This window comes from Streptomyces sp. NPDC101151 (genome assembly GCF_044768335.1).
Classification (GTDB): Bacteria; Actinomycetota; Actinomycetes; order Streptomycetales; family Streptomycetaceae; genus Streptomyces.
In genome coordinates this window covers 137,387-162,441 of sequence record NZ_JBIWPP010000003.1, presented here as the reverse complement: position 1 = coordinate 162,441, position 25,055 = coordinate 137,387, and the positions used below count along the sequence as shown (strand labels likewise).

Genomic DNA, 25,055 nt, shown 5'->3' with positions numbered 1-25,055 from the left:
CGCGCTCCCTTGCTCGCGTGCGCACCGGTTCGTCCTGGCGCGCCCGGTTTGCGGTGGCTGCCGGGTACCCGCGCGCTCCCGCGCCGAATCCCCGCCCCTACCTGCGGGTTCGACCGCCCGGGTCACGCCCTCGGCCCGCTCCGCCCGCCGTGCGCGCATGACCGGTACCGACCGGGGATGGCCTGGAACGACCTGACGGGCACACAATCGGCACATACGAACGGGGTGAACAACGGTGGGCATCCGACACGGAGCGCGCAGGAGACGCACCGCGTTGACGGCGGCACTGGTCGCCGCCGCGATGACGGTCTCCCTCACAGCGGGCTGCACGCGGCACGGCACGGCCGACGACGCCCGCGCCCCGCACCGCACCACCGCACCGACCGGCTCGGCACCACCCGGCGCGCCGCTCGCCGTGAAGATCGACAACGTGCCCGAGGCCCGCCCGCAGACGGGACTCGACGCGGCGGACGTCGTGTACACGGAGCAGGTCGAGGGCGGTCTGAGCCGTCTGATGGCGGTGTACGCCACCACGATGCCGGAGTCGGTCGGCCCGGTGCGCAGCGCCCGGGAGTCCGACCTGGAGCTGCTGCGCCAGTTCGCCGAGCCGACACTGGCCTTCTCCGGAGCCCAGCGCAAGCTGCTGCCGCTGATCCATCAGGCCCCCCTGCGCGCCGCGTCACCCGACGAGGCTGCCGACGCCTACTACCGGAGCGCCGAGAAGGGCGCACCGCACAATCTCTATCTGCACCCCGCCCGGCTGCTGCCGTCCGCCCCGGGCAGGGCCGCGCTGACCACCGGGTTCCACTACGGCCCGGCACCCGCCGGCGGCACGCCCGAGTCCTCGCGGACCGTGCGCTACCCGTCGGCGCGCTTCACCTTCACCTGGTCCGCACGGCGCGGCGGCTGGCTGGTCGCGATGGACGGCACACCCACAGTGAGGTCCGACGGCAGCCGGGTGGCGCCGGCGACGGTCGTCGTGCAGTACGTCCGGATCCGTTCGTCCAGGTTCCACGACACTCTCGGCAGCAACACGCCGTACACCGAGACGGTGGGCTCGGGGAAGGCCGAGGTGCTGCGGGACGGGCGGTCCTTCGACGCCACCTGGTCCCGGCCGGCCGCCACGGTCGGTACGGCGTTCAAGACGGCGGACGGCGGCCGGATGGACTTCGCCGACGGCCAGGTGTGGGTGGTGTTCGCCGCGGCCCCTTCCTGACCGTCTCGCCTTTCAGCCCTGCCGACTCGCCTTCAGCCCCGCCGGCCGGCCAGCGGCTCGGCCGGGTTGCGCAGGCCTTCGGCGGCATCCGCGACCCGGCGGATCAGGTCGAAGAAGACCGTCTGCTCCTCGGCGGAGAGCGGGGCGAGGAAGACCTGGTTCATCCGCGCCGTGCGCACGGTCAGCTTGCGGTGGGTGCGCAGGCCCTCGTCGGTGAGACGGAGCAGGAAGCGGCGGCCGTCCTGCGGGTCGCGCACCTTGTGCAGCAGCCCGCGGCGGCCGAGCCGGCTGATGACCTCGGCGATGGTCGACCGGTCCAGGCCCACCCGCTCCCCCACGGTCCGCTGGTCGAGGCCGGGCTCGGCGACGAGCGCGTTCAGGACCGCGAACTGCGGTGAGGTGATCTCCTCCGAGACCATGGTGTTCCATAGCAGGTAGTGCGCCTGCTGGAGCCGCCGGGCCAGGTGCCCGGGATGGGTGGCGAGGTCCACCGCGGCCATGTGCGCTCCCCTGGTCGATTCGTCGGTGCACTGAAGAATACCCATAGGGAAGCCCGACTGTCCCTACGCGGAACCCCAAGTACTGCCCGGTCTTGACGGTCATGACGTCCAGTGGCAGCGTGAGGGGTATCTCGCTGAAATACTCAGTGCGCTGATTAATTTGCAGAGATGAGGCTTCACGGATGGACAAGGTGGTCGCCACGGCCCTCGAGGCGGTGGCCGATGTGCCGGACGGCGCGTCCCTCGCCGTCGGCGGCTTCGGGCTGAGCGGTGTGCCGAACGTACTGATCCACGCGTTGTACGACCGCGGGACGACCGGCCTGGGCGTGGTGTCGAACAACTGCGGCGCGATGGAGTCCGGGCTCGCGGTGCTGCTGGCAGCGGGACGGATCGCCCGGGTCACCGGCTCCTACATCGGCGCGAACAAGGAGTTCGCCCGCCAGTACCTGGCCGGTGAGCTGGAGGTGGAGCTGATCCCGCAGGGCACGCTGGCCGAGCGACTGCGGGCGGGCGGCGCCGGGATTCCCGCCTTCTACACGCCGGCGGGTGTGGGCACGCAGGTCGCCGAGGGCGGGCTGCCGTGGCGGTACGACGGCTCCGGAGGGGTCGCGCTCGCCTCGCCGCCGAAGGAGGTGCGGGAGTTCGACGGCGTGGAGTACGTCCTGGAGCGGGGAATCCGGACCGACTTCGCGCTGGTCCGCGCGGCCAAGGGCGACCGGCACGGCAACCTCGTCTTCAACAAGTCCGCCCGGAACTTCAACCCCCTGGCCGCCATGGCGGGCCGGGTGACCGTCGCCGAGGTGGAGCAACTGGTGGAACCCGGGGAGATCGACCCGGACGCGGTGCACCTGCCCGGTGTCTTCGTGCAGCGCGTGGTGGCGTTGCCCCCCGGGCAGGCGGCGGACAAGAAGATCGAGCAGCGGACGGTGAGGTCCTGATGGCCTGGACACGCGAGGAGATGGCCGCCCGCGCGGCACGCGAGCTGCGGGACGGCCAGTACGTCAACCTCGGCATCGGCCTGCCGACGTTGATCCCGAACCATCTGCCGCCGGGCGTCGAGGTGGTCCTGGAGTCGGAGAACGGCATCCTGGGGACCGGCCCGTACCCCGCCGAGGACGAGGTCGACCCGGATCTGATCAACGCGGGCAAGGAGACCGTGACGGTCCTGCCGGGGGCGTCCTTCTTCGACTCGGCCCTGTCGTTCTCGATGATCAGAGGCGGGCACATCGATGTCGCCGTCCTCGGCGCGATGCAGGTGTCCGCGGGCGGCGACCTGGCAAACTGGGCGGTTCCGGGCAAGTTGGTCACCGGGATCGGCGGGGCGATGGACCTGGTGCACGGCGCACGCACCGTGATCGTGGTGATGACGCACACGGCCAAGGACGGCTCCCCGAAGATCCTGGAACGCTGCACACTGCCGCTCACGGGCAAGGCGTGTGTGAACCGGGTCATCACGGATCTCGCCGTACTGGACGTGACGGAGGAGGGACTCACCCTCGTGGAGATCTCACCGGGAGTGACCGTTGACGAGGTCCTCGCCACAACCGACGCGAAACTGACCGTTGCGGAGAATCTGCTGTGAACCCGGTTTACATCGTCGACGCCGTCCGCACCCCGATAGGCCGCTACAACGGCGGACTGTCCTCGGTACGGCCGGACGACCTCGCCGCCCACGTCATCCGGGAACTCCTCGCCCGCACCCCGGACCTCGACCCTTCCCGCATCGACGACGTCTGCCTCGGCAACGCCAACGGCGCAGGCGAGGAGAACCGCAATGTCGCCCGGATGGCCGCCCTGCTCGCGGGCCTGCCGACCTCGGTACCCGGAGTGACGGTCAACCGGCTGTGCGCCTCCGGCCTCGAAGCGGTCATCCAGGCGGCCCGCGCCATCGCGGTCGGCGACGCGCGGATCGCCGTGGCCGGCGGAGTGGAGTCGATGACCCGCGCGCCGTACGTGCTGCCCAAGTCGGACAAGCCGTTCCCCGCCGCGCACGCCGAGCTGTACTCGACCACGCTGGGCTGGCGCATGGTCAACCCGGGCATGGACCCGCAGTGGACCATCCCGCTCGGCGAGTCCGCCGAACTGATCGCCGACAAGCACAAGATCAGCCGCGAGCGGCAGGACGAGTACGCGCTGCACAGCCACCGAAAGGCGGCCGCCGCGCAGGAACAAGGCCTGTTCGACGCCGAGTCGGCCCCCGTCCCGGTCCCGCAGCGCAAGGGCGGCCCCGTCGGCTTCGCCGCCGACGAGTGCGTACGCCGCGATGCCTCGCTGGAGGTCATGGCGAAGCTGCGCCCCTCCTTCCGCGAGGAGAACGGCACGGTCACCGCGGGCAACGCCTCCCCCCTCAACGACGGCGCCGCCGCCCTGCTCCTCACCGACGAGGAGGGTCTGAAGGCCACCGGCCGCGAGCCCCTCGCCCGCATCAGCGCCACCGGAGTGTCGGGGATCGCCCCGCAGTACTTCGGGCTCGCCCCGGTCGAGGCCGTCAACCGCGCCCTGACCAAGGCGGGCAAGGGATTCGACGACCTGTCCGTGCTGGAACTCAACGAGGCGTTCGCCGCCCAGGTCCTCGGCTGCGTCGCCGAATGGCCCGAGTTCGACCCGGACCTCCTCAACCCCCAGGGTGGCGCCATCGCCCTCGGCCACCCGCTCGGCGCCTCCGGAGCCCGCCTCGCCGGCACCGTGGCCCACCAGCTCGCCCGCCGCGGCTCCGGCACCGGCGTGGCCACCCTCTGCATCGGCGTGGGCCAGGGCCTCGCCCTCGTCCTCGAACGCTAAGGAAACGTCAGGTATCCCCATGGCTCTCACCCAGCAGGACATCGACCAGGAGATCGCGGCCGAGCACGCCGCGTACGAGAAGCGGGTCGCCGACGGCGCGCCCGTCGAGCACCACCCCCGCCGCGACTACGCGCCCTACCGCTCCTCCGTGCTCCGCCACCCCAGGCGGCCCCTGGTCGTCATCGACACGGGTCAGGACCCCGAACTGGTGGAACTGCGCTCCCCCGCCTTCGGGGAGCGCGACATCACCGAGATCGACAACGACCTGACCCGGCAGCACACCAGCCAACCGGTCGGCGAGCGGATCACCGTGTCCGGGCGCCTCCTGGACCACGCCGGACGCCCGGTCCGCGGTCAGCTGATAGAGATCTGGCAGGCCAACGCGGCCGGACGCTACGCCCACCAGCGTGAGCAGCACGAAGCCCCCCTGGACCCCAACTTCACCGGCATGGGCCGCACCCTCACGGACGCCGAGGGCCGCTACCACTTCACCACCATCCAGCCGGGGCCCTATCCCTGGCGCAACCACGTCAACGCCTGGCGCCCGGCACACATCCACTTCTCGGTCTTCGGTACGGCGTTCACGCAGCGGCTCGTGACGCAGATGTACTTCCCGAACGACCCGCTCTTCCCGTACGACCCGATCCTGCAGTCCGTGACGGACGACGCGGCCCGGCAGCGGCTGGTCGCCTCCTACGACCACGGCCTGTCGGTGCCTGAGTTCTCCCTCGGCTACCACTGGGACATCGTGCTGGACGGCCCGGCCGCCACCTGGATCGAGGAAGGACGCTGACCCCGCGATGACGAAGACCGACACGAACAGCCCGGAGACCGTGCTGCCCACCCCGTCCCACACGGTCGGCCCGTTCTACGGGTACGCGCTGCCGTTCCGCGGCGGCGAGGACATCGCGCCTCTCGGCCACCCCGACACGGTCACCGTGCACGGGTTCGTCCTCGACGGCGAGGGCAGGCCGCTCCCGGACGCCCTCGTCGAGCTGTGGGGGCCGCGCCCCGACGGCACCGTCCCGCAGGTGGACGGATCCATCCGGCGGGACCCCGCCACCGGCGACCATCTGGGCCGCAACGGCGTGGAGTTCACCGGCTGGGGCCGGATCCAGACGGACGCGAACGGCCACTGGTACGCGCGGACGCTGCGGCCCGGCGCACGCGGGACCGGCGCCCCGTACCTGAGCGTGTGCGTCTTCGCCCGCGGACTGCTCATGCACCTGTTCACCCGGATCTATCTGCCGGGCGACGAGGCGGCGCTCGCCGCCGACCCGCTGCTCGCCCGGGTGGGCGACCGGCGCGACACTCTGATCGCCGGCGACGAGGGCGGCAGCACCTACCGTTTCGACATCCGCCTTCAGGGCGAAGGCGAGACGGTCTTCCTGGAGTTCCAGTGACATTTGCGTCTCCTCCGTACGCCGACACCGGCCTGCTCGCCCCCGAGTGGGGACTGTCCGGCGCCGCCTCCGAGACCAGCGACCACGCATACCTGCGGGCGCTGCTCGACGCCGAGGCGGCGCTGACCCGGGCGCAGGCCGCGCTGGGCCTCGCCCCGGCCGAGGCGGCAGCGGCGGTGACCGCGGCGGCCGTACCGGCCGGCTTCGGCATCCGCTCCCTGGCGGCGCGCACCCTGACCGGCGGCAACCCGGTGATCCCGCTGGTCGCCGACCTGACCGCGGCGGTCGGCGAGGAGTACGGCCCCTACGTCCACCGGGGCGCGACCAGCCAGGACATCATGGACACGGCGACGATGCTGGTCGCCGTACGCGCCCTGGAGCTGGTTCTCGACGACCTCGGCCGGACCGAGCGGGCGCTGGCCGCGCTCGCCGCCGAGCACCGTGACACGGCGATGCCGGGGCGGACGCTCACCCAGCACGCCGTGCCGACGACGTTCGGGCTGAAGGCGGCCGGCTGGCGTTCGCTGGTGCTGGACGCACGGGACCGCGTCACCCGGGTACGAAGCTCGCTGCCCGCCCAACTCGGCGGCGCGGCCGGGACCCTGGCCGCCTTCCAGGCGTACGGCGCCCAGGACGTGGACGCGCTGACGGCGGCGTACGCCCACGAAGTCGGCCTGACCGCACCGGAGTTGCCCTGGCACACACTGCGCACGCCCGTCGCCGACCTGGCCGGCTGTCTGGCCCTGACGGCGGGGGCGCTGGGCAAGCTCGCCGTCGATGTGCTGACGCTGTCGCGCACCGAGATCGGCGAGGTGAGCGAAGGCAGCGGCGGCGGCTCGTCCGCCATGCCGCACAAGGCGAACCCGGTGCGGGCCACCCTCCTCGCGGCCGCCGCCCGGCGGGCCCCGCAGCTCGCCGCCACCCTGTACGGCTCGCTCGCCGCCGAGGACGAGCGGCCGGCCGGCGCCTGGCACGCCGAGTGGGAGCCGCTGCGCACCCTGCTCCGGCTGGTGGGCGGCGCCGCCGCCCACGCGGCCGAGCTGACCGAGGGGCTGCGCGTGCACCCCGCCGCCATGCGCAGGAACCTCGACGCCACCCGGGGCCTGATCGTCTCCGAACGGCTGTCCGCCGCGCTGGCACCCGTCCTCGGCCGCTCACGAGCGAAGGAGCTGCTGACCGGACTGGCCCGCCGCGCCCACACCGAGGACCGCCCGTTGCGTGAACTCCTCGCCGAAGAGGCTGAGTTGAAGGACATCGACCTGGACGACCTCACCGAACCCGCCCGCTACACCGGCTTCGCCGGTGCCCTCACCGACCGTGCCCTGGAGCGACGTTGACCGTGAAACTCCTCAACCACCTGGCAGAAGGCCCGGCTTCCGCTCCCCCGCTGCTGCTCGGCCCGTCGCTCGGCACCTCGTACGCACTGTGGGACAGGATCGCACCCGAGCTGTCGATCACCCACCGGGTGGTGCGCTGGGACCTGCCGGGGCACGGCGGTTCGGCGCCTGACCCGATCGGGCCGGGCGCCACCGTCGGCGATCTCGCCGCACTGGTGCTGGCGCTCGCCGACACGCTCGGCATCGAGCGGTTCGCCTACGCCGGCGTGTCGCTGGGCGGCGCGGTCGGCCTGCACCTGGCCGTGCACCACCCCGAGCGGCTGACCTCGCTGGCCGTCCTCTGCTCGTCCGCCCACTTCGGCGGCAGCGCATCCTGGCGGGAGCGTGCCGAACGGGTGCGCCGGGAGGGTCTCGAGTGGCTGGTGGAGAGTGCCGACGCGCGCTGGTTCACACCCGGCTTCACCGTGCCGCGGCTCGTCCGGGACCATCGGGAGGCCGACCCGGAGGCATACGCCGCCTGCTGCGACGCGCTGGCCGCCTTCGACGTGCGCGACCGGCTCGCCGGCATCACCGTACCGACCCTGCTCGTGGCGGGACGGCAGGATCCCGCGACGCCGCCCGCGCATCTGCGGGAGATCGCCGACGCCGTGCCCGGTGCCGCGCTCGTGGAACTGCCCGGGGCCTCGCACCTCGCGCCCGCGCAGTGCCCGCAGGCCGTCCTGACCGCGCTGGGCACCCAGCTGAACGGGGCTCCGGCGAGCGGGATGGCGGTACGCCGGGAGGTGCTGGGCGATGCGCACGTGGACCGGGCGCAGGCCCGGCAGACGCCGTTCACCGCACGGTTCCAGGACTTCATCTCCCGCTACGCCTGGGGGGAGATCTGGACCGACCCGACCCTCTCGCGCCGCGAGCGCAGCATGATCACACTGACCGCGCTGGTCGCGCACGGCCACTACGACGAGCTTGCCATGCATGTCCGGGCGGCCCGGCGAGGCGGGCTGACACCGGAGGAGATCGGGGCGGTGCTGCTGCAGACCGCCGTGTACTGCGGGGTGCCCGCGGCCAACGCGGCGTTCGCGACGGCCCAGCGGGTGCTCGCCGAGGAGGAGTCCGGCCGAGGGTGATCCTGCCGGTCGTAGCTTCAGCAGCACCTCCTGCCGCCCGCGGGCCGTGCCTAGGGTGGGAGCATGTCCACTGTTCTGATCACGGGCGCCACCTCGGGTCTCGGCCGCTACGTCGCCTTCGCACTGGTGCGGGACGGCCATGTCGTCCTCGCCCACGGCCGGGACCGGGCACGCACCGGGCACCTGGTCCAGGAGCTGCGCGCCGAGGGACGGGCCGAGGGGTTCGTCGCCGACCTGGCCTCGCTCACCGAGGTGCGCGACCTGGGCGCACGGGTCGCCGAGGCACATCCCGAGCTGGATGTGCTGATCAACAACGCGGGCGTCGGCGCCGGCCCGCGCGGCTCCGGGCGCGAGCTGAGCGCCGACGGGCACGAGCTGCGGCTCGCGGTGAACTACCTGGCCCCGGTCGTGCTGACCCGCGCCCTGCTGCCGGTACTGCGCACCGACCCGCCGGCCCGGATCGTGAACGTCGGCTCGGCCGGCCAGGAGCCCCTGGACTTCACCGACCCGGAACTCACCCGCGGCTACAGCGGCGTGTCGGCGTACTGCCGCAGCAAGTTCGCCCTCGCCGCGCACACCTTCACCCTGGCCGAGGAGCTGGCGGGCACCGGGGTCGCGGTGAACGTGCTGCACCCCGCCACCTACATGGACACGGCGATGGTCCGCGACGGCGGGATCACCCCGTGGCACTCGGTCGCCGACGGAGCGCCCGGCGTGCTGGCGCTGGCCACGCGCGACACGGGCTCGGGCGGCTACTACGACGGGACACGGGCGGCGCGGGCACACGAGGCTGCATACGACCCCGAGGTGCGCAAGCGGCTGGAGGCGGTCACCGGTCAGCTGCTCGCCATGTGAGGCCCAGGGTGCGGCCGTACTGTCTAGCGCAGCCCCCGCCCCGTCTCCAGCACCTCCCGCGCCTGCGTCACCAGCCCGTCGGCGCCGCATGAACGGGCGAGCGCCAGGCCGCGGTTGAGCTCGGCGACGGAGCGGGTCGCGATGCCGTACTCGACCCGGGCCGCCGCGTGTTCGTACTGGCAGGGCGAGGCCTCCAGATAGGCGACGGCCTGGGCGGCCAGGCGTACCGCGCGCTGGCCGGTCTCCAGGGCGGCGGCGCAGCGCAGGGCCTCGCCGATGGCGGTGTCCGTGCCGAACCGCTCGGCCTGCCGGCGGGCGTCCGCTGCGAGCTGGGCGGCCCGTGCGGGGTCCTGCGTGGCGAGGGCCTTGGCGAGGTCGATGGACCAGGGTGCGAGAACGGGGTTGTGGCCACCGCGGGAGACGGCGGTCTTCTCAGCGGCCTCCAGTTCGTTGACGCCCTCCTCGGTGCGGCCGACCGCGAGCAGCAGCCGGCCGCGCACGGAGCGGATGTCGGGCAGCACGATCGTGGACGGATAGGGCGGGGCGAAGCCGTACTGCTCGGCGATCGACCAGGCCTCGCCGACCTGTCCACGCGCCAGCAGGGTGTCGACGAGTCCGCAGGTCGCCGACCAGTACAGCGGCAGGCCTCGGCCGACGCGCTCGGCCAGGGCCAGCGCCTCGCGCAGCGTGGACTCGGCGTCCTTCAGGCGGCCCTGCCTGCGGTAGGCGAGCCCGAGGAAGGCGTTGGCCAGGGAGAGATGGCCGCCGCGCCAGCCGGCGCCGGTGTAGGCGCGCAGGGCCTCGGCGAAGAGGCTTTCGGCGCGGTCGAGCCGGTCGGCGTAGGTGTACGCGCTGCCGAGCATCATCAGCAGTTCGATGCCCCACTCACCGTCGGTCCAGCCGAGACCGGGCGCCAGGCGGCCGTTGACGAGGGCGCGGTCGCACAGCTGGAGGACCTCCTCGGCGTTCTCGCCGTGGGTCATCGCGTCGAAGCCGCGCAGGATCAGCAGGGCCCGCTCGGAGTTGTCCCGGCCGGTGCAGGTGCCGGCCAGTTCGGCCAGGCGCCGGGAGCGCTCCTGGGAGACGGTTTCCCCGTGGATGCCCTCCCACATGAACTGCACGGCCTGCAGCCGGAGCCTGACGGGACCCGCCTCGTGCCGGGTGGCCTCGGCCTCGACCGTGCGGACGGCCTCCTCCAGCTGGTCGTTGTGCAGCAGCGCCTGGGAGAGCCGGACGACGGCGTCCACGCGCTGGTCGCTGGCGAGCCCGGGCATGGCGAGCGCGCTCTGCAGGTGCTCGATGGTGATCGCCGGTGCGGTGAGCAGGGTGGCGCGCCCCAGTTCGTAGAGCACGTGCGCGTGGGCCTCGGGCCGGGGCGGCTCCCGCAGGGCGCGTTCCAGACAGCGGCGGGCCGCGTCGGGCGCGCCGACGGCCAGGTGTTCGCGGGCGGCCTCGCGCAGCTGCTCGACGAGCTCCTCGTCGTCGTCCGGGTGCACCTTCAGCAGGTGCCGGGAGGCCTCGGCGGCGCCATGTCCGGTCTCGGTGAGGATCTGCGCCGCGACCCCGTGCATGGCGGTGCACACACCGGGCGGGATGGAGTTGTAGACGGCGGAGGCGATCAGCGGGTGGACGAACTCCAGCTCGCCGCCCTCGGCCTCGGTGGCGGCGGCAGGGTCGGGTTCGGTGAGGATGCGGGCGTTGCACAGCAGCTCGGCGCAGTGCCGGGCGACGTCGGTGTTCATGCTGGCGAGCCGTGCGACCAGATCGACGGAGATGCCGGCGCCGAGGATGGCGGCCGCCCAGGCGAACCGGGTGGCCTCGATGCCGAGTCCCTTGAGGCGGTCGACCAGGCCGCCGCCGCGGGCGGAGCGGTTCAGGGCGCGCAGTTCGCCCGCCCGGGCCTCGACCGGCTGGACCTCGCTGTCCTGCACCTTGGCGAGGAGTTCGACGGTGTCGTACGGATTGCCGCCGGTGACGGCCCAGACCTCGCGGCAGAACGGGTCGTCGGCGTGCCGGCCGACGCTGGCGCGGGTGAGCCCGGCCGTGGCCTCCGGGGTGAGGGCGCTGAGGTTGACGGGACGGCCCGCCGCCGCGGCCACCGCGTCGAGGTGGCGGGCGCTCTCGCCGCTCACCTCGCCCGGTCGGCGGGCGACCACGACCAGCACGGAGAGGTCGTCCAGGCGTTCGGCGAACGCGGCGAGCCAGCGCAGGGTCTCCTGGTCGGCCCAGTGAGCGTCGTCGACGAGCAGCACCAGCGGCCACTCGCGGCGGGCGAGCCGGCGCACGGCCGCGACGAGTCCGTCGCAGACGTACTGCGGGTCGGCGCTGCCGTCCTGGGGGTCGACTATGCCGAGGGCGGGGCCGGCGATCTCGTACCAGTCGCCGAGGTACTCGCGGGCCTCTTCCGGCAGCAGGGCGACCAGTGCGGGCTGCAGCAGCTGCCGTACCACGTTGAAGGGCACGGACTTCAGGGTCTCGCCGCCGCGTGCCGACCACACGATGCAGCCGCGGCGCTCGGCCATGCGGCGTGTCTCGGTCAGCAGTGCGGTCTTGCCGAGTCCGGCTTCGCCGCGGAAGACGAGCAGGCTGCCCGCGGACGACTGATCGGCGCACAGGACGTCGAGCGCCCGTGTGACAGTGGCGATCTCCGTGTCCCGCTCCCACAGGGGAGCCGAGGCGGCCGCCGACGGCCGTCCCTCCGTCATCCCGTTACCTCCCCAAGGTCGCCCGAATGACGTACAGACCACGAGCGTAGCCGTCCGATGGGATGTGTGGTGGCCGGTCCGGGCAGGTGTTGCCCCGCCGGGTGAAGGAAGATGCGGGCAGGCGACGCGCGCCCCGCCCGACCAGCCGGTGAACAGCCGACGAAACGTCAACAGGGCCTGGAATGAAGCTGATTTTCGAAGACGGCAGCGACCGCGGCTCCCGCGGCGGTACGGCGGCCCGTACGCCGACGGTGCGGGCGGTGGCGGCCGGGTCGGTGGGCAACCTCGTCGAGTGGTACGAGTTCGGCGTCTACGGCTATCTGGCCACGGTCCTCGCCGAGCAGTTCTTCACCCCGGCGGGCGGGAGTGCGACCGAGGCACTGGTGCGGACGTACGCCTCCTTCGCACTCGCGTTCTTCTTCCGGCCCCTGGGTGCGGCCCTGTTCGGCAGGCTGGCCGACCGGATCGGGCGGCGGCCGGTGCTGATCGGGGTGATCGCGCTGATGACGGCCGCGACGACGCTGATCGGCGTGCTGCCGACGTATGCCACGGCAGGGGCCCTGGCGCCCTGGCTGCTCACGTTCCTGAGGGTGCTTCAGGGGTTCTCGGCGGGCGGAGAGTTCGGCGGGGCGGTGGCCTTGATGACGGAGTTCGCCCCGCCGGGGCGGCGCGGGCTGTACGGGGCCTGGCAGTCGTTCACGGTCGCGCTGGGTCTGCTGGGCGGTGCGGGGGTCGCGGCGGTGACGGCCACGGTGCTGACCGGGGCCCAACTAGCCGACTGGGGCTGGCGGTTGCCGTTCCTGCTGGCGCTTCCGCCGGGACTGGTGGCGCTGTGGCTGCGGGCGGGGATCGAGGAGACGCCGGAGTTCCGCGAACGGGAGCGGGAGCGGGCGGCTGCCGGCCCGGGCGGCACCGGAGCGGGCGGCGGCGGGCCGGTCGCGGCGACTGTGCTGCTGGCCGCCGGACGGGTGATGGGCTGGTCGGCGGCCGGATACACCTTCCTGGTCGTCCTGCCCTCCTATCTCCAGGCCTCGCTGCACACCGACGTCCGGCAGGCGCTGCTCGCCACCGTGCCGGCCAATGTCGGGTTCGCCGCGGCGATCCTCCCGGCAGGGCTGCTCAGTGACCGGGTCGGGCGGCGGCCGGTGATGCTGGCGGGGGCGGTGCTGGTGGCCGGGCTGGCGGTTCCCTTGTTCAACCTGCTCCAGGACGGCGGGACTTCGGCCGTGGCCAAGGGCATGGCCACCTGTGCCGCGGGCGCGGTGGTGGGGCTGATGGCCGGGCCGGGGCCCGCGCTGCTCGCCGAGATGTTCCCGGCGCGGGTGCGGTGCACGGGCCTCGGTCTTGCCTACTCCCTGTCGAACGCGGTGTTCTCGGGCTGCGCGGGGCTGATCATCACGGAGGCCGTGCGGCGGACCGGGAACGTGGATGTGCCTGCCTACTACGCGGCGGCGGCGTGTGCTGCGAGCGCGCTTGCACTGGTGAAACAACCCTTGAGAGACGTGGGTTGACCGACGCGGGTGATCGGGACGATGTCGGGGACGTCGTACGACACGGTCGACGCGACGGCCGCTGAGCTGCGCCTGGACGACGACACGCTCGTGCTGAAACGGTGCGAGCGTGCTGGGCTCGGTGACACCGGGGCGGGGCGGCCTGCGGCTGCCGCCGGGTGGGCCGGGTGGGCCGGTACGGCCTGCGGCTGCCGCCGGGTGGGCCGGTACGGCCTGCGGCTGCCGCCGGGTGGGCCGGTGCGGCTGGTGGTGGAGGGGTGAAGGGCCGGGCGGCGAGCGGCGGCAAAGGGCGCTCGGCCGTTGCCCGGCGCCCCAGGCGCGGCGGCAGCGCCGCCGGCGGGAGCGCGCGAGGCGGCCCGGGTCGAGCCATGGCGACGGACAGCACGGGCACAGTTGCCGCGCTGCACCGCCGGAGGGGAGCCTTGAAATGCCGGCGATCGATCGGTGCGAAATCGCCGTGCGGCAGATGCGGCGGGAAGCCCGGACGCGGGACTCGGTGCGGCCGGAGCCGTCGACCCGGCCGCCCGACCGGAAGGTCCGGCCGGGCCGAGCCGTGCGACCGGCCCGAGGGAACCGGACCCACCGCCAGAGGCCCCCGTACAGATTTCCGAGGCGAAATACCCCGTTCCGCGGAATTGGCGGCGGATCTTCTCATCCCTCTTTCACCGATGCCTCATACGGTGGGGGCATGACGCAGGTGACTCCTCCCGGGTGGTACCCCGACCCCGGGCAGACGAATGACGGTCCGCCCACCGAGCGCTGGTGGGACGGCAAGGCCTGGACGGACCAGACCCGCCCCGCCGGGACGGCCGCCATGTGGGGTCCCCCGGCGCAGCAACCGGCCGGCGGCGCGCAAGCGACTCCCCCGGCGTACGGAGCGTACGGGGCCTACGGCGCCCACCCGGGCTATCCGGCGTACCCCGTCCAGCCACCGGCCGCGCCGCGGTGGGGTCTGCGCACGGGCATAGCCATCGCGGTGGCGGTCGCGGTACTGACGAGCATCGGGGTCGGCGTGTTCGTCCTCACCAAGGACGACGACGGCAGCGATCGCGCCGGTACGCAGCAGGGCCAGGGCGGGCAGAACGGCGGACAGGGCGGGCCCGGCGGCGGATCCGGTGACTCGGGCGGGTCCGGTGGGTCCGACGGCCCGGGCGGGTCCCCGTCCCCGGGGCAGTCCGCGGCGCCCAAGATCAAGGGCGGCGGCACGGTACCGGATCCGGTGAGCGGGATCAGCCTGCCCGTGCCCAAGGGCTGGACCGGCGAGATGCTCAGCATCGGCGCGCAGGTCACCTCCGACGACTCCTACAAGTGCCCCGGCGCAGGCGACCAGACGTGCACCGCGGGCGGCGCCTACTCGGCGCCCGCCATCGCGCTCGGCACGGAGGGCGAGACGGCCGAGGCGGTCGCCAAGGCGGACATCGCCGCCAACGCGAAGCGGTCCTACGGCGGTACCACCTACGGCAGCATCACCTCGCACAAGGAGCTGCTCTCCAAGGCGGTGACGGTGGCCGGGCAGAACGGCTACCTGGTGCGCTGGAAGGCGGTCACCAGCAAGGGCGCCGACGGCTACGTCGAGTCGGTCGCCTTCCCCTCGCCCGACGACGCCAAGCGGTTCGTCGTGGTGCGCTTCGGCATCGACGTCGGCAAGGACGTGTCCGTCATCGACGAGATCCTCAAGGGGATCAAGGTCTCGGCGGGCGGCGGCAGCGGCCAGAACGTCTGAGGCCGTCCGAAGACGGAAATCGGCCGGGTGGGGCGCCCCTCCGCTCAAGAGGAGCCCCACCCGGCCGGGGGGTGCGCGCCGCCCCCGTCCCCACGGTGCGGCGCGAGCAGGTCGCCGTTCAGTCATCCCGTGAACGGCGGCCTGAGTCCTATGTCAGCCCGAGCGCGGGCAGCACGGCGGCCTCCACGAACCGGACGAGATAGTCGACGTCGGCGTACTGACCGCTCAGCACGGGGCGGACGCGCAGGACGCCGAACATCATGGCCGGGATGTACTCCAGCGCGGGGTGGTCCGCCGCCACCTCGCCCCGGTCCACGCCCCGGGCCAGCATCTCCTGGAGTGCGGCGATCTCGGGCAGGACGAGTGCCTCCCGCAGCGCCTGCGCCAGCTCGTGGTCGGCCGTGACCGCGTGCCCGAGCGCCTGCATGAGCCTGGCGTCCTTGTTGGACCAGTCGCCGGCGGCCCGCGCGGCCTGCCGCAGATCCTCGGCGAGCGATCCCGTGTCGATGCCCGCGAAGCGCACCTTGCGGCTGGCACGCAGCGCGGCCGCGACGAACTGGGGCTTGGTCCTCCACTGCCGGTAGAGCGTGGACTTGCTGCAGCGGGTGGTGGCGGCGACGCCCTCCATGGTCACGGAGTCGTAGCCGCACTCGCGGATCTGTTCCAGCACAGCGTCGAAGAACTCCCGCTCACGCTCGGGCGTGATCTTGGAGCGGCGCGAGGCGGCGACCGTCTCCGGGTCGTCCGCGGCCTGCGACGTCATGCGTGGCTTCTCCTCACTCTTCACCCTTGCACCGCCCACTAAAGCTTCGCTCAAGTGCGGCTGCAGAACTTGTCTCCAGTGTGGCGCACATCAATCGATACGTCAGTGTACCGGTACTCGAGCGTATCGGTACACTGACGTATCGGTACACTGGCGTATCGGTACGGCGACGTATCGATGAGTTCCGGGCCTCTGCCCGGTCTCGGCACGCACCACCACACGCACGACCGTCAGCGAAGGGGCCGGGGGATGAATGCCCGAACCGAGCCTGAAGAAGCGGAGCCGGACGCGATAACGCGCCCGCCGCTCCTCCGTGAGTTCCTGCTCGTCGCAGGGCTCTTCCTCGTCTACAAGCTCGGGCGGCAGCTGGCCACCGGCCACACCGCGGACGCCTTCCGCAACGCCCACCACGTGTGGGACCTCGAACGGGCCGTGCACCTCCCCCACGAGACCGCCGTGCAGTCCGCACTGCTGCACCGCGACACCCTCGTCCACCTGGCGAACACCTACTACGCGACCGTCCATTTCCCGGCCACCCTGGCCTTCCTGGTGTGGCTGTACCTCAGGCGGCCCGCGCACTACGTGTGGGCCCGCCGGGTTCTGGCCGTGGTGACCACCGCCGCGCTGGTACTGCCGTTCACGTTCCCGCTGGCCCCGCCGCGGATGCTGACCGGCACCGGCCTGGTGGACACCGCCCGGGTCTACGGCCCCTCGGTCTACGGCCCGCCGTCCAGCGACCATCTCTCCAACCAGTTCGCGGCCATGCCGTCCCTGCACTTCGGCTGGGCCCTGATGGTGGCGATCGGCCTGATCGCGGCCACCAGCCCGTCCGTCTCACGCAACCCCGGCCGGGCCGCCGCGCGCCGCGGCATTCGGCCCGGCCTGCGCTGGCTGTGGCTGCTGCACCCGCTGATCACCCTGCTGGTGATCGTGGGCACGGCGAACCACTACTGGCTCGACGCGATAGTGGCGACCGCCATGCTCGGTGTCGCCCTCGCGGTCGTCCATCCACCGCGGCGGATGTCCAGTACGGCGGGACGCGACACACGGCGGGCCGCCCCGAAGGAGACCGTCCTGGTGGGAGCGGGCCGATGAGCGCCGCCACCCTGGTCGCCGTCGGCCTGTCCCTGGTCTCGGCCGTCGCCTATGCCTCGGCCGCCGTCGCCCAGGAACGCCTCGCCTCCCGCAGCTCCGGCGCGGGCCTGCCGGCCCTGCTCGGCACCGCCGCCTGGTGGTCGGCCGTCGGCCTGAACGCCGCCGCCGCGCTGCTGCACGTCGTGGCTCTCAAGTACGGTCCGCTGACCCTGGTCCAGCCGCTGGGCGCACTCACCCTGGTCGCGGCCGTGCCGCTCGGGGCGCGGGCGGCCGGACGGCGGGTCAGCGCGGTGGAGTGGCGCGGTACGGCGCTCACGCTGCTGGGTCTCGGCGCGCTGCTGGTCACCGCGTCGGGTCCGGCGCCCGAGCGGGTGCTGAGCCTGACCGAGGCGCTGGCGGTCGCCGGTACGACCGCCGCCCTGATCGGCATGCTCTCCCGGCCCGGCGCCCGGCCGGGCCTCAGGCACGCGACCGCCGCCGGCTTCGCCTCGGGTGTCGCCTCCGCGCTCACCCAGACGGTGACGGTGGCGGCCACGGATCGCACGGGTCCGGCGCTGAGCGTCGAGGTGATCACGGTCTCCGTCCTGGTCGCCGCGTTCGCCACCGGCGGGCTGCTGCTGTCGCAGACCGCCTACCGAGGCGGGCTCGGCGCCCCGCTGGCCGTGGTCACCCTGGCCAACCCGGTGGCCGCCGCGGTCATCGGGCTGACCCTGCTCGGGCAGGGCCTGCAGGGCGGACCCGGCGGAGTGCTGCTGGCTCTGGCCGGGGCGGGTCTGGCCGCCTGTGGAGTGGTCCTGCTGACCCGGGCGACGCCCGAACCCGGCCGCTCCGACGGCCCCGACGAGCACGACGAGCACCCCGTCGCGGCGGTCCTGGCGCTGGAACCGGGCACGGCAGCGGCGGAACCGGCACTGGTGCCACGGCAACCGGAGCAGCCCGGGCATCTCACGGCGCTCTGAGCGTCACAACGGGCGGCGGCCGGTGCGCGCGGACTTTCCGCATGCACCGGCCGCCGTCGCCATGTCCGTTGGGACGTTGCTCAGCCAAGACCCCGCGAGTCCTGCTTGAGGGCGGTGTCGACGGTCAGGGCCGTCGCCACCACGAGGCTCAGCAGCGGCTCGGGGAGCTGGTAGTGGATCTGCAGGACGTAGTTGTCCGCCGTCGTGAACAGCGTCTTGGCGAGGCCTTCCCAGGTCTTGGTGATCCGGGCCACCTCGTTGTCCGAGTGGTCGACGATGGCGAAGTTCCACGCCCGCCAGTTCTCCGCCTTGATCGCGCCGACCTGCTGGCCGTTCGCGTTCATCGCGAAGTTGATCTTCCCGATCATGTTCTGCTGGACGATCTCACCGACCGGCGAGCCGTCCGGACGAGTCACGATGACCCGGGACTTGAGGAACTTCGCGGGCCGGGTCAGCAGCAGCTGCGGCTGGCCGTAGGCGTCGCGGATCTCCAGCTTGTGCGTCATGAACTGGTCGAGGCTGGAGACGAAGCGCAGGATCTTCTTCAGCGCGCTCTGGCCGACCTGGACGACCGAGCCGATCTCGCGGCCGCCCTGATCCATGACCTTGTACTCGTTGGTCAGCTCGATCAGCTTGGCCTTCTGGTTCACGACCAGGACCGGCTCGGTGAAGAGCGTGCCGCCGCCGGCACCGCCGGCCGCGACGCCCGCCTGCTGCTGCACCTGGCGCTGGACCTTGGGGTCGGCGGCCTGCTGCTGCGGAATGTGGGCGGCGGGCTGCTGGGGGGCGGCCTGCTGCGGCGGAACCTGCCCGGCGCCCTGCTGGGCCGGGTTCGTGTGCTCGGTCCACTGCGCGCCGTCCCAGTAACGGAGCGTCTGGGCAGCCCCGTGCGGATCGGGGTACCAGCCTGCAGGAGTGTTCGATTGCGTGGTCACCGGGGCACACTACCCTGATGTGACCGGCACCTGACCAGTCCGCACGGAGCGGTGTTCAACGCCCGTTCACCCCGTGATGATGGCCGGGTCACTGACGCCCGGACATCCGGTCTCGACGTGGCCGGCGAAGCCGCGCAGGAAGGCCGGGTCGGCGTCCGAGGTGACCGTGAGGTCGTACCAGCGCTTGCTCGCCTTGAGTCCGACGGTCTGCAGCACGGTGGCCCCGGACCGTACGGTGACGGTGACCGGGCTGCCGCCGTAGCCGTTCACGAGCTTCAGTTTCGCCGTGCCCGAGCCCTTGTTGGTGAAGGTGAGGACGACGTCCCCGCCGGTGTACCGGGCGGTGACCTCGGCTCCGGCGACCTTGTTCCGGCCCTTGAAGAGGCGCAGGAAGCCGTTCGGGCCGTGCACGGCGAGGTCGTACGAGCCACCGGAGTAGGCCGAGTTCCAGGTGTCGGAGAGGGTCTTGCCGGCCTCGGTGGTGTAGGGCCAGGGGCCGTCGGTGCGGTTGTTCGAGGTGACCAGGAACGCGGCGCCCGCCTGTGCGCCGGAGACGAAGGAGAGCGTGAACTTCCCGGCCGCCGTGTCCGCCGAACCGTCCACCACCGGGGCGTACTTGAGGGGGCGGGTGGGACGGCTGCCGCGCTCCTGCTTGGGCAGGGCGGGGTTGGCGGGCGGGGTGGGCACATAGTCGGGGTGCCGGTTGTGGTCCGCCGGCTGGTAGCCCGCCGTGGACGGCAGGGCGACCGGCGCGGTGTCCTTGCGGGAGAAGTCGAAGGCGGTGGTCAGGTCGCCGCAGACCGCCCGGCGCCAGGGCGAGATGTTCGGCTCCTGAACACCGAAGCGACGCTCCATGAACCGGATGATCGAGGTGTGGTCGAAGGTCTCGGAGCAGACGAATCCGCCCTTGCTCCACGGCGAGACGACCAGCATCGGCACCCGCTGGCCGAGCCCGTAGGGGCCGGCGGGGTGGCCGGCGTCACCCTTGAACAGGTCGAGTGCGGGGTCCACGGTCGACCGGCCCTGGGCGGCGGAGGCCGGCGGGAAGGGCGGGATCACGTGGTCGAAGAAGCCGTCGTTCTCGTCGTAGGTGATGAACAGGGCGGTCTTGCCCCAGACCTCGGGGTCGGAGGTGAGCGCGTCCAGGACCTGGGCGACGTACCAGGCGCCGTAGTTGGCGGGCCAGTTGGGGTGCTCGGTGAAGGCCTCGGGGGCGACGATCCAGGAGACCTGGGGCAGCTTGCCCCCCTTCACGTCCGCCTTGAGCTGGTCGAAGAAGCCCTCGCCCTTGCGCGCGTCGGTGCCGGTGCGGGCCTTGTCGTACAGCGGGTCGCCGGGCTTGGCGTTCCGGTACTGGTTGAAGTAGAGCAGCGAGTTGTCGCCGTAGTTGCCGCGGTAGGCGTCCTCGATCCAGCCCCAGGAGCCGTTCGCGTCCAGTCCGTCGCCGACGTCCTGGTAGATCTTCCAGGACACACCGGCCTGCTCCAGGCGCTCGGGGTACGTCGTCCAGCCGTAGCCCTTCTCGTCGTTGCCGAGGACCGGGCCGCCGCCCTTGCCGTCGTTGCCGGTGTACCCCGTCCACATGTAGTAGCGGTTGGGGTCCGTGGAGCCTATGAAGGAGCAGTGGTAGGCGTCGCAGATGGTGAAGGCGTCGGCGAGCGCGTAGTGGAAGGGGATGTCCTCGCGCGTCAGGTACGCCATCGTCGTCGCCGACTTGGCGGGCACCCACTTGTCGTACTTGCCGCCGTTGAAGGCGGTGTGTCCGTCGTTCCAGCCGTGCGGGAGGTCCTGGAGGAACGCCATGCCCAGGTCGTCGGCGTCCGGGTGGAAGGGGAGGATGTCCTTCGTGCCGTCGGACTGCTTCCAGACGGACTTGCCGTTCTGCGTGACCGAACGCGGGTCGCCGAAGCCCCGCACGCCCCGGAGCGAGCCGAAGTAGTGATCGAAGGAACGGTTCTCCTGCATCAGGACGACGACGTGCTCGACGTCCTCGACCGAACCCGTGCGGTAATGGGCGGGCAGGGCGGCCGCGCGCTGGATGCTGCTCGACAACGCCGTGAACGCCGTTGTGGCGCCCGCGAGTTGGAGGAAGCGCCGCCGGTTGACTTCGGGCATGGGTGAGGGTCCTCTCGTCACTGCGTCCTGACGTACGCGATACCGCCCGATGACGGAATCTGCGCGCAGCGAGTGTTCCAAGAGCAGCAAACGTCAGGGAAGGGTCTGGTGGCGCCGATGTGAAAGTCGGCGGTACGACAGGGGTTGGGGCCCCTGCGGCCTTTGCCCCGGGTCCTCACCACCACGGATTCCGTGGCCGGTTGTCATACGAGAGCCCACGATGTCCGGTCTCCGGTACGGGCACTGCGGCCCACACCCGCGAGATCCGGCCAACTGCCGGACGAAAGCAGGAGCACGGGCCCGCGCTGCGCCACCGGACGCGGAGAAGGATTCCGTTCCGGGCGCCGGGCGTCGAGGCGGGTTCCGGCCGCGCGAGCGGAGGGGCCGGATCCGGACAGGACGGCCCGGCCTCCGGCATGCCCGCGGGGCGTTCACGGATATCGTTGTCACCATCCGCGAGGGGGCGGACGGTACGGCGATCGGGGTGCCAGCCATGTTCGAGGTACGTCTGCTCGGGCCGGTGGAGGTCTGGGAGGGCGGCCGGCGGGCTCCGCTCGGCGGTTCCCGGCCCCTCGCCGTGCTCGGAGCCCTGGTCGTGCACCTCGGCGAAGTGGTGTCCACCGAGCGGCTCGTGGACTTCGTCTGGGACGAGCGGGCCCCGGCGACCGCGGGCGCGCTGGTCGCCACCCATGTCTCGGCGGTACGCCGCGCGCTGACCCGGATCGGCGCCGCCGAGGTCGTCCGCACCCGCGCACCCGGGTACGTCGCCGACCTCGACCCCGCCCAGGTCGACGCCCGTCGCTTCGAGCAACTCCTCGCGGCCGCCCGCACCGAGGCCGCCGCCGCCCGGCCGGCGGCGGCGGTGGACGTCCTGGGTGAGGCGCTGGGCCTGTGGCGCGGGCAGGAGGCCCTGGAAGGGCTCGGCCAGACCTTCGCACGGATCGAGTCGGCCCGGCTGACAGAACTGCGGCTGGTGGCCCAGGAGGAGTCCTTCGGGCTGCGCCTCGAACTGGGCCGCGAGGACGAGACGATCGCCCCGCTGCTGGCGCACGTCGCCGCCCATCCGCTGCGGGAGCGGCCGCGCGGTCTGCTGATGACCGCGCTCTTCCGCACCGGCCGCGTCTCCGACGCGCTGCGCACCTACCGCGAGGGCCGCGAGGTCCTGCGCGACGAACTGGGCATCGACCCCGGCCCACAGCTGCGCGCACTGCACCAGGCCCTGCTCACCGACGACACCGCCGCGCTGGGCATGCCCTCGGGTCCGCAGCCAGGGGGAATGCCGGGCGCCGGGCCGACCTGGGGCCCGGCGGGGCGGACCGTGCCGGGGGCGGACGCCGGGCGGACGGGGCCCGGTCGGATCCGGCCCTCCGGCGGTGGCACGGGAGCGGCGCCGGGGAGCGGGTCGTCGGCCGAGGGGTCCCGGTCCGAACCGGGTATCGCGTCCGGCGGCCGCGCGGAGTCCGCGTCCGGTGCCCGGTCCCCGGCCGGACCCGGCCCGCACACCCACCCCCGGGCCGCCGAGGACACCGCGCAGGCGGCATACGGCACCCACCCGCACACGGGGTCCGGCGCCCCGCCGCAGGCCGGACCCGCCGGCCGCCGGCACTCCCCCGCCCCCACCGTCCCGCTTCCGCGCACGCCCCCCGTCCCCTCCCATCTCCCGCCCGACATCGCCGACTTCGTGGGCAGGTCCGAACAGATCGCCTGGGCGGCCGGGCTGGTGGAGGACGCCGGTGCCACCGGGCGGACCGCGCCGCCGATCGGGGTGATCTCGGGGCGTTCGGGCTCGGGCAAGACCGCGCTCGCCGTGCACGTCGGCCACCGCACCGCCGAACTCTTCCCGGACGGACGGCTGTTCATAGACCTGCGAGCCGCCGACGCCACCCCGCTGCAGCCCGCCGACGCCCTCGCCCGGCTGCTGCGGGCCATGGGTGCCGGGCCCGAGACGCTGCCGGGCGGCCTGGAGGAGCTGACCGGCCTGTACCGCACCCACATCGGGCACCGCCGGGTCCTGCTGATCCTCGACAACGCGGCCGGAGAGGCGCATGTACGGCCGTTGCTGCCGCCCGGCGCCGGTTCCGCCGTGCTGGTCACGAGCCGCCGCCGGCTGGTGGCGCTGGAGGGCGCGGCCCACCTGGACCTGGCCGTGCCCGGCGAACAGGACGCGCTCGAACTGCTGCGGCGCGTGGCCGGACCGGAGCGGACGAGCGCCGAGCCGGAGCGGGCCGCGGAGATCGTCGCGCTGTGCGGCCGGCTGCCGCTCGCGGTGCGCATCGCCGGGGCGCGGCTTGCGGCCCGCCCGCACTGGGCGCCGGGCCGGCTCGCCGGGCGGCTGCGCGACGAGCGGCGCAGGCTCAACGAACTCAGCGCGGGAGACCTGGAGTTGCGCTCCAGCCTCGAACTCGGCTACGCCGACCTCGACCCGCAGGGGCGGCGGGCGCTGCGCCGGCTGGCCCTGCTGGATCTGCCCGACTTCGCCGCCTGGGTCGCCGCCCCGCTGCTCGACATCGGCACGGAGGAGGCCGAGGAGGCGGTCGAGCAGCTGGTGGACTGCCACTTCGTCGACGTCATCGGTGTGGACGAGACCGGCCGGGCCCGCTACCGCATCCATGACCTGGCCCGGGAACACGCCCGGGAACGCTGCCTCACCGAGGAGGGCGCCGAGGAGCGGGCGGCGGCGGTGCTGCGACTGGTCGCCTGCTGGCTGGACCTCGCCCGCAAGGCGGCCGCGCGGGGACCGGGTGGTGCTGCCCGGCACTTCCCGGAACCGGCCGCCGTCCGCCCCCTCGATCCGGAGACCGAGGCGTCGCTGCTGGAGCGGCCCGCGGCCTGGTTCGCCGCCGAGCAGGCCGGACTCCTCGCGGCCACCGTCCACTGCGCCGACCATCAGCTCCCGCGGGCCGCACGGGATCTCGCCGGAGCACTGACGGCCGGCTCGGCCGCCCTCTACAACCAGTTCGACGCCTGGTCCCGCTCGCACACCGCGGCCATGGCGGCGGTCCGCCGCACCGGCGACCAGGAGGGGGAGGCCTGGTTGCTCACCGGTCTCGGCCAACTCCGGTACGAACAGGACGACTTCGATGCCTCGTACGCCTACTTCGCCGACGCGCTGCGGTTGTTCGAGGAGCGCGGGGACGTACCGCACGGAGCCGCCCTTGCGCTCGCCGGGATGGGCACGGCCCGGCGCGAACAGTCCCGCCACGAACCGGCGTTGACACTGCTGCGCGCCTCGCTCGGGCGCTACGGCCCCTCGGGCGACGTCGGCGCGCGGGCGCGCGTGCTGTACGGCATCGGCCATGTGCACCGCGAGCAGGGCCGCGGAGCGGACGCCCGGCAGGCGCTGGCCGAGGCGCTGGAGCTGTACCGCACCGCGTGCGACCGGAACGGCGAGGGACTCACCCTGCGGTCACTGGCCCTGTGCCACCGTGCCGAAGGCGAACTCCTCGAGGCGGAACGGGTGCTGCGGGAGGCGCTGCGGCTCTTCGCCGACCTGCACGACACCTTCGGCACGATGTACACCGAGCAGTCGCTGGCCAAGGTGGAGCTGCGCACCGGCCGCACCGAGCGGGCCGCCGAGCGCCTCGGCCGCTGCCTCGAGGTGGCCAGGGAGCGGCAGGACCGGTTCGGCGAGGCGCTGGTGCTGCGCACCCTGGGCGAGGCCCGCCTGGCGGCGGGCGACACCGACGGCGCCCGTGATCCGCTGGAGCGGGCCCTGGCGGCCTGGGACGAGCTGGGCCTGCCGGTGTGGCGGGCGCGGACCCTGTGGGATCTGGCGGCGGTACGGAGGGCCGACGGCGAGGACCAGGAGGCTCGCCGGGCCCGGACGGAGGCGCTGGAGGTGTTCCGCTCACTGGGCTGCCGGGAGGCGCGGGAGCGGGCGGACAAGGGCGGCTGACCCGCGCGGCGGACGACCGGGAGGCGCGGGAGCGGGCGGACAAGGGCGGCTGACCCGCGCGGCGGACGACCGGGAGGCGCGGGAGCGGGCGGACAAGGGCGGCTGACCCGCGCGGCGGACGACCGGGAGGCGCGGGAG

At 73.1% G+C, this 25,055-nt stretch carries 20 protein-coding genes; 15 read left to right on the top strand and 5 right to left on the bottom strand.

All coding sequences use genetic code 11. The annotated features are described in order from the left end of the window. Positions 1–241: 241 nt before the first annotated feature. Positions 242–1,216 carry a DUF3048 domain-containing protein gene (locus ACIRU3_RS06545; protein ID WP_404053167.1) on the top strand — a complete coding sequence of 325 codons (975 nt, stop codon included), beginning with the start codon at positions 242–244 and terminating at the stop codon, positions 1,214–1,216. A 32-nt stretch (positions 1,217–1,248) separates the two neighbouring features. Here ACIRU3_RS06545 and ACIRU3_RS06540 read toward each other — a convergent pair whose 3' ends face one another. Next, positions 1,249–1,716: a MarR family winged helix-turn-helix transcriptional regulator gene (locus ACIRU3_RS06540; protein WP_404052251.1), complete on the bottom strand. Its 468-nt coding sequence runs from the start codon at positions 1,714–1,716 to the stop codon at positions 1,249–1,251. A 182-nt stretch (positions 1,717–1,898) separates the two neighbouring features. Here ACIRU3_RS06540 and ACIRU3_RS06535 point away from each other — a divergent pair, with 182 nt between their 5' ends. The 8 genes from ACIRU3_RS06535 (at position 1,899) to ACIRU3_RS06500 (ending at position 9,216) form a co-directional block, all read left to right on the top strand. Beyond that, on the top strand, positions 1,899–2,654 hold the full coding sequence (locus ACIRU3_RS06535) for a CoA transferase subunit A (RefSeq protein ID WP_404052249.1): 756 nt from the start codon (positions 1,899–1,901) through the stop codon (positions 2,652–2,654). Next, entirely contained in the window at positions 2,654–3,298 is a 645-nt protein-coding gene (locus ACIRU3_RS06530; RefSeq protein WP_404052246.1) for a CoA transferase subunit B, read from the top strand. The genes ACIRU3_RS06535 and ACIRU3_RS06530 overlap by 1 nt, the downstream gene beginning before the upstream one ends. Next, the gene (locus ACIRU3_RS06525; protein ID WP_404052243.1) at positions 3,295–4,497 is read left to right on the top strand and encodes a thiolase family protein; all 1,203 of its coding nucleotides are present in this window, start codon (positions 3,295–3,297) and stop codon (positions 4,495–4,497) included. Before ACIRU3_RS06530 ends, ACIRU3_RS06525 begins: the two co-directional genes overlap by 4 nt. 19 nt (positions 4,498–4,516) lie before the next feature. Beyond that, entirely contained in the window at positions 4,517–5,290 is a 774-nt protein-coding gene (gene pcaH / locus ACIRU3_RS06520; RefSeq protein WP_404052241.1) for a protocatechuate 3,4-dioxygenase subunit beta, read from the top strand. 7 nt (positions 5,291–5,297) lie between these two features. Then, positions 5,298–5,900 (top strand): protocatechuate 3,4-dioxygenase subunit alpha, encoded by a 603-nt coding sequence (gene pcaG / locus ACIRU3_RS06515; protein ID WP_404052239.1) that lies wholly within the window; start codon positions 5,298–5,300, stop codon positions 5,898–5,900. Beyond that, positions 5,897–7,237: a 3-carboxy-cis,cis-muconate cycloisomerase gene (gene pcaB, locus ACIRU3_RS06510; RefSeq protein WP_404052236.1), complete on the top strand. Its 1,341-nt coding sequence runs from the start codon at positions 5,897–5,899 to the stop codon at positions 7,235–7,237. Before pcaG ends, pcaB begins: the two co-directional genes overlap by 4 nt. After that, complete coding sequence (gene pcaD, locus ACIRU3_RS06505) at positions 7,234–8,361, top strand: 3-oxoadipate enol-lactonase (protein ID WP_404052233.1); 1,128 nt, start codon at positions 7,234–7,236, stop codon at positions 8,359–8,361. Before pcaB ends, pcaD begins: the two co-directional genes overlap by 4 nt. Before the next feature lie 63 nt (positions 8,362–8,424). Beyond that, complete coding sequence (locus ACIRU3_RS06500) at positions 8,425–9,216, top strand: SDR family NAD(P)-dependent oxidoreductase (protein WP_404052231.1); 792 nt, start codon at positions 8,425–8,427, stop codon at positions 9,214–9,216. A gap of 23 nt (positions 9,217–9,239) precedes the next feature. On the opposite strand, the gene ACIRU3_RS06495 is transcribed toward ACIRU3_RS06500, so the two are convergent. Then, entirely contained in the window at positions 9,240–11,921 is a 2,682-nt protein-coding gene (locus ACIRU3_RS06495) for an ATP-binding protein (RefSeq protein WP_404052228.1), read from the bottom strand. A 182-nt stretch (positions 11,922–12,103) separates the two neighbouring features. Here ACIRU3_RS06495 and ACIRU3_RS06490 point away from each other — a divergent pair, with 182 nt between their 5' ends. The 3 genes from ACIRU3_RS06490 (at position 12,104) to ACIRU3_RS06480 (ending at position 15,155) form a co-directional block, all read left to right on the top strand. Further along, positions 12,104–13,432: an MFS transporter gene (locus ACIRU3_RS06490; RefSeq protein WP_404052226.1), complete on the top strand. Its 1,329-nt coding sequence runs from the start codon at positions 12,104–12,106 to the stop codon at positions 13,430–13,432. A gap of 21 nt (positions 13,433–13,453) precedes the next feature. Continuing rightward, complete coding sequence (locus ACIRU3_RS06485) at positions 13,454–13,693, top strand: hypothetical protein (protein WP_404052223.1); 240 nt, start codon at positions 13,454–13,456, stop codon at positions 13,691–13,693. A 427-nt stretch (positions 13,694–14,120) separates the two neighbouring features. Then, complete coding sequence (locus ACIRU3_RS06480) at positions 14,121–15,155, top strand: DUF2510 domain-containing protein (protein ID WP_404052220.1); 1,035 nt, start codon at positions 14,121–14,123, stop codon at positions 15,153–15,155. Between the two features lie 148 nt (positions 15,156–15,303). Here the strand turns inward: ACIRU3_RS06480 and ACIRU3_RS06475 are convergent, their stop codons facing one another. After that, positions 15,304–15,918, bottom strand: a complete 615-nt coding sequence (locus ACIRU3_RS06475; protein WP_404052217.1) for a TetR/AcrR family transcriptional regulator C-terminal ligand-binding domain-containing protein — start codon at positions 15,916–15,918, stop codon at positions 15,304–15,306. A 249-nt stretch (positions 15,919–16,167) separates the two neighbouring features. Here ACIRU3_RS06475 and ACIRU3_RS06470 point away from each other — a divergent pair, with 249 nt between their 5' ends. Together ACIRU3_RS06470 and ACIRU3_RS06465 are read left to right on the top strand one after the other, a co-directional pair. Beyond that, positions 16,168–17,013 (top strand): phosphatase PAP2 family protein, encoded by an 846-nt coding sequence (locus ACIRU3_RS06470; RefSeq protein WP_404052214.1) that lies wholly within the window; start codon positions 16,168–16,170, stop codon positions 17,011–17,013. Next, positions 17,010–17,972 (top strand): hypothetical protein, encoded by a 963-nt coding sequence (locus ACIRU3_RS06465; RefSeq protein ID WP_404052212.1) that lies wholly within the window; start codon positions 17,010–17,012, stop codon positions 17,970–17,972. The genes ACIRU3_RS06470 and ACIRU3_RS06465 overlap by 4 nt, the downstream gene beginning before the upstream one ends. An 80-nt stretch (positions 17,973–18,052) precedes the next feature. Here the strand turns inward: ACIRU3_RS06465 and ACIRU3_RS06460 are convergent, their stop codons facing one another. Both ACIRU3_RS06460 and ACIRU3_RS06455 read right to left on the bottom strand, forming a co-directional pair. Further along, the gene (locus ACIRU3_RS06460) at positions 18,053–18,907 is read right to left on the bottom strand and encodes a phospholipid scramblase-related protein (protein ID WP_404052210.1); all 855 of its coding nucleotides are present in this window, start codon (positions 18,905–18,907) and stop codon (positions 18,053–18,055) included. A 66-nt stretch (positions 18,908–18,973) separates the two neighbouring features. Then, complete coding sequence (locus tag ACIRU3_RS06455; protein ID WP_404052207.1) at positions 18,974–21,022, bottom strand: phosphocholine-specific phospholipase C; 2,049 nt, start codon at positions 21,020–21,022, stop codon at positions 18,974–18,976. Between the two features lie 493 nt (positions 21,023–21,515). Between ACIRU3_RS06455 and ACIRU3_RS06450 the strand changes: the two genes are divergently transcribed. Continuing rightward, the gene (locus tag ACIRU3_RS06450; RefSeq protein ID WP_404052205.1) at positions 21,516–24,917 is read left to right on the top strand and encodes an AfsR/SARP family transcriptional regulator; all 3,402 of its coding nucleotides are present in this window, start codon (positions 21,516–21,518) and stop codon (positions 24,915–24,917) included. Positions 24,918–25,055: the final 138 nt, after the last annotated feature.

Bases quoted from the DNA above. Each gene is read 5' to 3' on its own strand.
- ACIRU3_RS06540 (WP_404052251.1), bottom strand. From the start codon at position 1,716: ATGGCCGCGGTGGACCTCGCCACCCATCCCGGGCACCTGGCCCGGCGG.
- ACIRU3_RS06535 (WP_404052249.1), top strand. From the start codon at position 1,899: ATGGACAAGGTGGTCGCCACGGCCCTCGAGGCGGTGGCCGATGTGCCG.
- ACIRU3_RS06530 (WP_404052246.1), top strand. From the start codon at position 2,654: ATGGCCTGGACACGCGAGGAGATGGCCGCCCGCGCGGCACGCGAGCTG.
- pcaH (WP_404052241.1), top strand. From the start codon at position 4,517: ATGGCTCTCACCCAGCAGGACATCGACCAGGAGATCGCGGCCGAGCAC.
- pcaG (WP_404052239.1), top strand. From the start codon at position 5,298: ATGACGAAGACCGACACGAACAGCCCGGAGACCGTGCTGCCCACCCCG.
- ACIRU3_RS06500 (WP_404052231.1), top strand. From the start codon at position 8,425: ATGTCCACTGTTCTGATCACGGGCGCCACCTCGGGTCTCGGCCGCTAC.
- ACIRU3_RS06495 (WP_404052228.1), bottom strand. From the start codon at position 11,921: ATGACGGAGGGACGGCCGTCGGCGGCCGCCTCGGCTCCCCTGTGGGAG.
- ACIRU3_RS06490 (WP_404052226.1), top strand. From the start codon at position 12,104: ATGAAGCTGATTTTCGAAGACGGCAGCGACCGCGGCTCCCGCGGCGGT.
- ACIRU3_RS06485 (WP_404052223.1), top strand. From the start codon at position 13,454: ATGTCGGGGACGTCGTACGACACGGTCGACGCGACGGCCGCTGAGCTG.
- ACIRU3_RS06480 (WP_404052220.1), top strand. From the start codon at position 14,121: ATGACGCAGGTGACTCCTCCCGGGTGGTACCCCGACCCCGGGCAGACG.
- ACIRU3_RS06475 (WP_404052217.1), bottom strand. From the start codon at position 15,918: ATGACGTCGCAGGCCGCGGACGACCCGGAGACGGTCGCCGCCTCGCGC.
- ACIRU3_RS06470 (WP_404052214.1), top strand. From the start codon at position 16,168: ATGAATGCCCGAACCGAGCCTGAAGAAGCGGAGCCGGACGCGATAACG.
- ACIRU3_RS06465 (WP_404052212.1), top strand. From the start codon at position 17,010: ATGAGCGCCGCCACCCTGGTCGCCGTCGGCCTGTCCCTGGTCTCGGCC.
- ACIRU3_RS06455 (WP_404052207.1), bottom strand. From the start codon at position 21,022: ATGCCCGAAGTCAACCGGCGGCGCTTCCTCCAACTCGCGGGCGCCACA.
- ACIRU3_RS06450 (WP_404052205.1), top strand. From the start codon at position 21,516: ATGTTCGAGGTACGTCTGCTCGGGCCGGTGGAGGTCTGGGAGGGCGGC.